An 8,443-nucleotide genomic window follows, 5' to 3' on the forward strand; every position below is an offset into this window, starting at 1 on the left:
CGCGGGCATGGCCGACTTCCGAACCCACCTCGGCGTGGCCGCGACCCTGGGCGCGGTGGTCGCCCACGGCGGCTGGCAGGCCGGGCTGTGGGCGTTCTCCGAGGGGCTGCCCGTCCTCGCGCTGATCACCTTCGGCGGCATTCTCCCCGATATCGACGCCGACCGCTCCAAGGCAATTCGCCTGATCTTCAACCTGCTGGCGATCCCCGCCGTGGTCGCCGGGGCCCTGTGGCTGCAGGCCCGGCTGGACCCGGGGCCACTGATGGTGGCCTGTGGCGGCATCTACCTGGGCGTGCGCTACCTGGGCGGGGCGCTGTTCTGCCGTTTCACCGTGCATCGCGGCATCTGGCACTCGCTGCTGGCCGCGGCGCTGTGCGGGCTGACCGCCACGGCGCTCAGCCATCGGCTGTTCGCGCTGCCCGACCGGCTGGCCTGGATCTACGGCGCGGCGCTGGCGCTGGGTTTCGTGATCCACCTGCTGCTCGACGAGCTGTACAGTGTCGATCTCACCGGGGCACGCCTCAAGCGTTCCTTCGGCACCGCGCTCAAGCCCTTCGACTGGCGTCAGCCCGGCAACTCGCTGGCCATGCTGGCGGTCATCGTCAGCCTCTCCCCCTGGCTGCCGCCCTGGCAGCCGCTGGTCGACCTGGTGGCTCAGGGCTCGGCGTTCTGGCGGTAGTCCTCGGCCCTCAGGCCATGTTTCTTCAGCTTGTCGTAGAGCGTCTTGCGCGGCACGTCGAGGGCGTCGCAGACCTCGCTGACGCGGCCCTGATGGCGGGCCAGCGCCTGGCTGATCAGGCTCTTCTCGAACAGCTCCACCTGGCGCGGCAGCGGCAGCTCGCCACCCTCGCTCTCGCCGCCTTCCAGCAGCGTCTCCAACCGGTAGTCGCAGGTGATTCCCAGCAGCACGTAGCGCTCGGCGAGATTGCGCAGCTCGCGCACGTTGCCGGGCCAGTCGTGGGCCAGCAGCGCCGAGGTGCCGGCGGCGTCCAGTGGCGGCGCCTCCAGGCCGCTGCGGTTGGCGGCCACCACCGCGAAGTGCTGGAACAGCAGCGGAATGTCCTCGCGGCGCTCGCGCAGCGGTGGAATCGGCAGGGTCACCACGTTGAGGCGGTAGTAGAGGTCCTCACGGAAGTCGCCGGCCTCGGCAGCGGCCTTGAGGTCGACCTTGGTGGCGGCGATCACGCGGATGTCCAGCGGTACCGCCTGATTGGAGCCCAGCCGCTCGATGCTGCGCTCCTGCAGCACCCGCAGCAGCTTGACCTGCAGCGACAGCGGCATGGACTCGATCTCGTCGAGGAACACGGTGCCGCCCTGGGCGTGCTCGAACTTGCCGATGCGCCGCTCCACGGCGCCGGTGAAGGCGCCCTTCTCGTGGCCGAACAGCTCCGACTCGATGGTGCTCTCCGGCACCGCGCCGCAGTTGATGGCGACGAAGGGCCGGCCGCCGCGGGCGCTGCGCTCGTGGATGGCGCGGGCCACCAGGTCCTTGCCGGCGCCGGTCTCGCCGAACAGCAGCACGTCGGCCTCGACCTGGCTGATGCGCTGGACCATCGAGGCCAGCCGCTGGATCGCCGGGGTGCGGCCGACCAGGCGCGGGCCGGGGGCCGACTGCTGGGCCTCGAGTTCGGCCTTGAGGGTGCGGTTCTCGAGGCTCAGCCGACGCTTGTCGATGCCACGTCGGACGACTTCCACCAGGTGCTCGCCGGCGAAGGGTTTCTCGAGGAAGTCCCAGGCGCCGTCGCGCATCGCCGCCACCGCGGTGGAGACGTCGCCGTGGCCGGTGATCAGCACCACTGGCAGGTCCGGGTCGCGATCGCGGATCTCGCGCAGCAGCGCCATGCCGTCCATGCCAGGCATGCGGATGTCGCTGATCACCACGCCGGGGAAGTCCGGGGTCAGGGCCGCCAGGGCGTCCTCGGCGCGTTCGAAGGCCCGGGGCTCGTAGCCGGCCAGCTCCAGGGTCTGGCCGGCGGTGATGCGCAGGTGCGCCTCGTCGTCGATGATCATCACCGGGGTCGCCGGGGACTCATGCATGGGATTGCCGCTCCTCGCTGGATGCCGGGGTATCGGTGCCCGCGTCGCGTGGCAGGCTGATGGTGAAGCGGGCGCCGCCCTCGGCGCCGTTGGCGACCTCCAGGCGGCCGCCCAGGTCGTCGATGATACGCGCCGAGATCGACAGGCCCAGCCCCAGGCCGCTGCCGGCGGCCTTGGTGGTGTAGAAGGGCTCGAAGATGCGCGACAGCCGATCCTCGGCGATGCCGGGGCCGTTGTCGGCCACCGCCAGGCGCACCCGGTCGCCCTCGGCGGCGATCTCGAGCGTCAGCCGCGGCGATGGCGTCTCGGCCATGGCCTGCAGGGCGTTGCCGATCAGGTTGACCAGCACCTGCTCGAGGCGCACCGGGTCGGCGCGCACCCAGAGCTCGTCCTCGGGCCAGCGGCGCTCCACCGCCACGTCACCTTCGCCGAGCCGGGCCTGGAACAGCCGCAGGGCGTAGTCGAAGCAGGAGGGGGCCGAGACGGCGGTCAGGTTGTCGCCGCTCTTGCGCGAGAACTGGCGCAGCTGGGCGCTGATCTCGGCCATGCGTTCGGTGAGCTCGACGATCTGACCGAGATTGGCGTCGGCGGCCTCGCTGCGGCTGCGGGCGATGAAGGCGCGGGCGTTCTCGGCGTAGGCGCGGATCGCCGCCAGCGGCTGGTTGAGCTCGTGGTTGATGCCGGCGGCGAGCTGGCCGAGTACCGCCAGCTTGGCGGCCTGGACCAGTTCGTCGCGGGTCTCGCGCAGGCGCTGTTCGGCCAGGCGGCGCTCCTCGATCTCGTCGGAGAGGCGCCGGTTGGTGGCGGTCAGGTCGCGGGTGCGTGCCTCCACGTGGCGCTCCAGCTCGTCGCGGGCCCTGGCCAGGGTGCGGCGTTCGCGCTCGGCGAAGCGCTCGCGCTCGCGGCGCAGCCGCAGCCGCTGCCAGCCGATGCCGCCACCCAGCACCACCAGGCCGTAGAGGCCGCCGGCCAGTGCCGCCGCCAGCCACTGGGCGTCGACCACCGGGGTGAGCGGCTTGAGGATGTGCATGTCCCAGCCGAAGCCGGGCACCGGCCGGGTCAGGCTCAGGTATCGCTCGCCGGCCAGCGGGCCATCGGAGAAGCCGACCAGCCGGGCATTCTCGCCGCGCCGTTCGAGCTCGCGGATGCCGGCTGGCGGCAGCGGTTCATCGCCGTAGCGCCGCGAGGCGTGCAGGGCCGTGAGCTCCGTCTCGGCGAGGGGCTCCAGGGCGGTGAGGCGCAGCGCTCGCCGGCTGGCCATGAACACCACGCCGTCACCGTCGGTGACCAGCAGCTCGGCGTCCTGTTCCGCCCAGCTTTCCTCGACGGCGTGCAGCGGCACCTTCAGTACCATCACGCCGTCGGGCCGGGCGTTCGGCGCGGTGTCGTCGAGCCAGATCGGTGCCGAGAAGTAGTAGCCGCGCTCCTGGGAGCGCAGGCCGAGGCCGAAGAAGCGCCCCTTCTGGCCCTGCATGGCGTCCTGATAATAGCGTCGGAAACTGTAGTTCTCGCCGATGAAGGTGCTCTCGCGGTGCCAGTTGCTGGCCGCCAGGGTGTCGCCGTGGCGGTCGAGCAGGTAGATGTCCGAGACGTCGGCGGTGGCGCGGAAGCGGTCGAGCAGGCGGTTGAGCGGCATCGGATCCTGCTGGGCAGGCGTCGCCAGGAAACGCTTCACGGCCTCCCGCGAGGCGAGCAGCTCGGGCAGGTAGTCGTGACGGGACAGGTGCCCGGTGAGCCCGGCCACCGACAGTCGCAGCTCGTTCTCGGCGTCGTCGCGCAGCGCCTGAAGGGCCTGTTCACGGGCGACCTGGGCGGTCTGCCACAGGCACAGCGCCAGGCCGGCCAGGCCGATCAGGGCCAGCAGCAGGCGTAGACGACGCCGGCGAGGGGAGGGCGAGGCGGTCGTCATGCGTCGGGCGCGGGCATGGACTGGGCGCGGCGCAGCGAGCGCTGGGCGCGGGTCTCGGCGCGGGCCGCGGCCAGCAGGTTTTCCTCGACGTAGACCAGATGGTCGTGAGCGCAGGCGCGGGCCTCCTCGGCGCGGCCCTGGAGGATGGCATCGAGCAGTGCGCGGTGTTGGGTCATCAGGCGCTCGCGGGCGTCGGGCTTGGCGAACAGCGCCTCGAGGTTGTCGACGATGCTCTTCTCGAGCAGGTGAAAGATGCCGCGAATGGTGTGCAGCAGCATCACGTTGTGGGCGGCCTCGGCGATGGCCAGGTGGAAGGCGGCGTCGGCCTTGGCCTCTTCGGCCGGGTCCCGGGCCTCGAAGCGGGCCTCGAGCTCCTCGAAGCGCTGCAGCAGCACCGCCTTGTCGGTGGGCGTGGCGCGCAGCGCGGCATAGTAGGCGGAGAGTCCTTCCATGGCGTCGCGAAATTCGAGCAGGTCGAGGTGGAACTCGCCGTGGCGCGAGAGCATCTCCAGCAGCGGGTCGCTGTAGCCGCTGTGCAGGTCCTCGGTGATGAAGGTGCCGCCGCCCTGGCGGCTGTGCAGCAGGCCGCGGGCGGCGAGCTTCTGGATCGCTTCGCGCAGCGAGGGACGCGACACGCCGAAGCGTTCGGCCAGCTCGCGTTCCGGTGGCAGGCGCTGACCGGGCTTGAGGCTGCCCTCGAGAATCAGTGCCTCGAGGCGTTCGGTGATCACGTCGGCGAGGCGCGGCTGGCGCAGGGTCTGGTAGGACATGGCGGCGTTCCTGGGCGCGAGGTCTTTCGGCGCATGGTAGCGCCATTCAATTGGTATTACCAATATGGCGCATTTTTTGCCGCACGTCGTTGTGCTGGTTTTTCAAGGGCTTGCGGGGCGCTTTTCACGGCTTTATACCAAGGTATAAGCGTCTTTTGCGGCGGGAGTTTTGACACCCTCGCGGCCGGGCCATAGGGTGCGGTAACCAGTCGATGTCAATTGGTTTTACCAATTATGACTTGCGAGGCGCCGAGCGTCTCGCGCTGTGCCGAAGCGCCGCCCGACTGGAGAGGTTATTGCGCCGGCGCGCGCCCGTGCCTGAGGGCCTTCGAGTCGTCTTCGTGGTGCTCGCGCCGGCCTCTATTGATCGCTCATCCATTGTACAGGGCCCGTCATGATCATCTCCGCCGCCACGGACTATCGCCAGGCCGCCAAGCGTCGCATCCCGCCCTTTCTCTTTCACTATGCCGACGGTGGCGCCTATGCCGAACATACGCTCAAGCGAAACGTCGAGGACCTCGGCGAGATCGGTCTGCGCCAGCGCGTGCTGAAGGACATGTCCTCGCTGTCGCTCGAGACCGAGCTGTTCGGCGAGGCCATGGCCATGCCCGTCGCCCTGGCACCCGTGGGGTTGACCGGCATGTACGCCCGGCGGGGCGAGGTGCAGGCGGCCAGGGCTGCCGCGGGAAAGGGCATCCCGTTCACCTTGTCCACGGTGTCGGTCTGCCCCATCCATGAGGTTGCCTCGGCCGTGGATCGGCCCATCTGGTTCCAGCTCTACGTGCTGAAGGATCGGGGCTTCATGAAACATGTGCTGGAGCGGGCCAAGGCCGCAGGCGTGAAGACGCTCGTCTTCACCGTCGACATGCCGGTGCCCGGGGCGCGCTATCGCGATGCCCACTCCGGAATGAGCGGCAAGCATGGCGGCATCCGGCGCATGCTGCAGGCCGCGACCCGGCCGCGCTGGGCCTGGGACGTGGGCATTCACGGTCGCCCCCATGACCTGGGCAATGTCTCGGACTATCGCGGCCAGCCGACGGAGCTCGAGGATTACATCGCCTGGCTCGGCGACAACTTCGATCCCTCCATCTCGTGGAAGGACCTGGAGTGGATCCGCGAGTTCTGGGACGGCCCGATGATCATCAAGGGCATCCTCGATCCCGAGGACGCCCGCGATGCCGTGCGCTTCGGCGCCGATGGCATCGTGGTCTCCAACCACGGCGGGCGTCAGCTGGACGGCGTGCCTTCCTCCGCCCGCGCCCTGCCGGCCATCGCCGATGCCGTGAAGGGCGACCTGGCCATCCTGGCCGACTCCGGCATCCGCAGCGGGCTCGACGTGGTGCGGATGGTCGCGATGGGGGCCGACAGCGTGCTGCTGGGGCGTGCCTTCGTCTATGCGCTGGCCACCGCCGGCGAGGCGGGCGTGGCTCACCTGCTCGAGCTGGTCGACAAGGAGATGCGCGTGGCCATGACGCTCACCGGTGCGCGCACCATCGCCGACCTGGGGCCGGATTCGCTGGTCACCGAGTCGCGTCTGCGCGGCGGCGATGCCTGAGGCCCCTCTATAGCGCCGCGTTTTCCGCTATAGTGCGGCTGTCCCGCAGAGGCGGGGGCATCGTCACTACGTAGGGAGACATGACGTGGACATTCAAGGAACTCGGCGCTTCAGCGTCTCATCGGGTCGCCTGATGGCGGGCCTGGTCGGACTCACTCTGCTGGCAGGCTGCAGCGACGACGAGGCGCGCTTCGTCTCGGCGCCGGAGATGCAGGCCGGCGACAGCATCGAGGGCGAGCTGACCTCGACCAGCCCGGTCAACCTCAACAACGGCACGCGCTATTCGGCGCACTGGATGTGCGGCAGTGGGGAGGCGGAGCGCTATCGTTACACGCTGGATGCGCCTTTCGCCGCGTCGCTGGCGGCCTTCGACGACGAGGGACGCTGGATCGGCTCGGCCGAGAGTGGCCCCGAGGGCGAGCCGGCGATCCTGCTGAGCGCTGCCGAGGCGCAGCGCTGCACCTTGGTCGTGATCAACGGGCAGGATGGCGCCGCCTTCGGTCCCTATACGCTGGCAGCCGAGGCGACCGGCGACGAGGACGGGCTGCAGGCCGGCCGGCCGTTGGTCGGCCGGTTGGACGACGGCAGCGCCGAACACTCGCTCAGCCTGGGCGCTCCCGCCCACCTCAATCTGGCACTGTCCGGCGAGGAAGGGCTCGACATGCATCTCGTGGGAGAGGGGGTGAATCAGCGGGCCGAGTCCTGTGCGCCGGGCGAGCTTCGTCTCGATGCCTATCTGGAGCCTGGCGACTACCGCGTTCAACTGGGGCAGGCGGCCAAGCCCAATGTGGCAATGACGAAGTGCGCCAGTCAGGTGCTGAGTGCAGGCGGTGCTTATCAGCTGGTCGCCGAACAGCGCGACCTCTCCGACGGTCGTCGCAATGGCGGGCCGCTGCGAGATGGCGATCGCATCACCGGTACGCTCGAAGGTGAGTCGACCAATCACTACACCCTGCATCTCGATGAGCCCTCCGAGGTGACGCTGGATCTCGGTTCGACGGCCTTCGACACCGTGTTGCACCTCAGTGGCAATGACACTCAGATCAGCGACGACGATGGCGGCGGCGGCACCGATTCGCGCATCCAGACGGTGTTGATGGCCGGCGACTATCGCGTCGAGGTGGCCAGCTACGGTGGCAATCGCGGTGACTACGCGATCGAGCTGCGGCGCAGCGAATTCGACGGCGAGTTCCGTAACGACGGGCCGATTGCCAGCGGCGAGGAGGTGCGCGGGCAGTACGTCGGCGTCGCCGAGAACCGCTATCGCTTCACCGTCGAGGAGACGGCCGAGGTGAGTCTGGCGCTCGACTCGCAGGACTTCGATCCGATGCTGTATCTGCAGGGGGAGGGCGTCGAGCTGACCGACGACGACAGCGGCGGTGATCGCAACTCGCTGATCAACACCGTGCTGGAGCCCGGCGACTATACCCTGGAAGTCCAGAGCTACAGCGGTAGCGGTATCTATACCCTGCGAGCCGAGTCGTCGCCGTTCGAGGGGCGCATGAGCGACAGTGGCGAAGTCACCCCTGGGGAAGTGGTCTACGGTCGGATGACGGCCGGTGGCCGGCTCGCTTACCAGCTAGTGGTGGAGGAGCCTCGTGAAGTGGTGCTGGAAAGCACTTCCAGCGCCGTGGACACCGTCATGCGCCTGACCGGCAACGGCGTCAATGAGCACAACGACGATGCGCCCGGGCTGGGGCTCGGTTCACGCATCACCCAGCATCTGCAGCCTGGCCGTTACGCGGTGGAAGTGACGGCTTTCGGCAGCAACGCCGGCATGGTGCGGCTGTTCATCGGGGAATAAGAGCGGTGCCGGGGTGTCGCGTCGGCGACGCCCTGGCGGCTGATTCTGGTGCGATGAGAAAAGTCCTTGCACTACCCCGGTGATAGCCCGTAGGATATGCATCCGCTGCCGGCGACGGGCAACGTTGCAGGCGGTAATGAGTGGCAAAAGCGCTTGTTTTTCTTGAGGTTTTTCGGCGATTGTCGAAATCGCTCGATTGACAGGGTCAGCAAAATCGGTAAAATGCATGCCACTCGATCGGATGTCGCTTCACGCTGTTGTCGCGATGGTCGGTCACCCGCTTCGCTCTCTCGAGAGCTTGAAGATCACCGGTTGACACGACGTGCCGATCACGTAGAATACGCCTTCCTTGCGAGGCACTGGTCAAG

The 8,443-nt window shown here is 68.7% G+C and carries 6 protein-coding genes; 3 read left to right on the forward strand and 3 right to left on the reverse strand.

What is annotated here, in order from left to right:
• Positions 1 to 7: 7 nt before the first annotated feature.
• Positions 8 to 679: a metal-dependent hydrolase gene (locus C9J49_RS00955; protein WP_046078461.1), complete on the forward strand. Its 672-nt coding sequence runs from the start codon at positions 8 to 10 to the stop codon at positions 677 to 679.
• Here C9J49_RS00955 and C9J49_RS00960 read toward each other — a convergent pair.
• Genes C9J49_RS00960 through C9J49_RS00970 form a run of 3 tightly spaced genes read right to left on the reverse strand, consistent with a single transcriptional unit; the run spans position 655 to position 4,716 of the window.
• Entirely contained in the window at positions 655 to 2,037 is a 1,383-nt protein-coding gene (locus tag C9J49_RS00960; protein WP_046078460.1) for a sigma-54 dependent transcriptional regulator, read from the reverse strand. The two genes, C9J49_RS00955 and C9J49_RS00960, sit on opposite strands and share 25 nt — an antisense overlap.
• Positions 2,030 to 3,946, reverse strand: coding sequence for an ATP-binding protein (locus C9J49_RS00965; protein ID WP_107181150.1), 1,917 nt, complete (start codon positions 3,944 to 3,946; stop codon positions 2,030 to 2,032). The genes C9J49_RS00960 and C9J49_RS00965 overlap by 8 nt, the downstream gene beginning before the upstream one ends.
• Positions 3,943 to 4,716 (reverse strand): GntR family transcriptional regulator, encoded by a 774-nt coding sequence (locus C9J49_RS00970; RefSeq protein WP_046078458.1) that lies wholly within the window; start codon positions 4,714 to 4,716, stop codon positions 3,943 to 3,945. The genes C9J49_RS00965 and C9J49_RS00970 overlap by 4 nt, the downstream gene beginning before the upstream one ends.
• Before the next feature lie 394 nt (positions 4,717 to 5,110).
• On the opposite strand from C9J49_RS00970, the gene lldD reads away from it, so the two are divergent.
• Both lldD and C9J49_RS00980 read left to right on the forward strand, forming a co-directional pair.
• Positions 5,111 to 6,271: an FMN-dependent L-lactate dehydrogenase LldD gene (gene lldD, locus C9J49_RS00975; protein WP_107181151.1), complete on the forward strand. Its 1,161-nt coding sequence runs from the start codon at positions 5,111 to 5,113 to the stop codon at positions 6,269 to 6,271.
• Between the two features lie 85 nt (positions 6,272 to 6,356).
• Positions 6,357 to 8,075 carry a PPC domain-containing protein gene (locus C9J49_RS00980; RefSeq protein ID WP_146612960.1) on the forward strand — a complete coding sequence of 573 codons (1,719 nt, stop codon included), beginning with the start codon at positions 6,357 to 6,359 and terminating at the stop codon, positions 8,073 to 8,075.
• Positions 8,076 to 8,443: the final 368 nt, after the last annotated feature.

The organism is Halomonas sp. SL1, assembly GCF_003030865.2.
GTDB lineage: Bacteria > Pseudomonadota > Gammaproteobacteria > Pseudomonadales > Halomonadaceae > Halomonas > Halomonas halophila.

Coding starts and splice junctions, on each gene's coding strand:
- C9J49_RS00955 (WP_046078461.1), top strand. CDS start 8: ATGGCCGACTTCCGAACCCACCTCGGCGTGGCCGCGACCCTGGGCGCG.
- C9J49_RS00960 (WP_046078460.1), bottom strand. CDS start 2,037: ATGCATGAGTCCCCGGCGACCCCGGTGATGATCATCGACGACGAGGCG.
- C9J49_RS00965 (WP_107181150.1), bottom strand. CDS start 3,946: ATGACGACCGCCTCGCCCTCCCCTCGCCGGCGTCGTCTACGCCTGCTG.
- C9J49_RS00970 (WP_046078458.1), bottom strand. CDS start 4,716: ATGTCCTACCAGACCCTGCGCCAGCCGCGCCTCGCCGACGTGATCACC.
- lldD (WP_107181151.1), top strand. CDS start 5,111: ATGATCATCTCCGCCGCCACGGACTATCGCCAGGCCGCCAAGCGTCGC.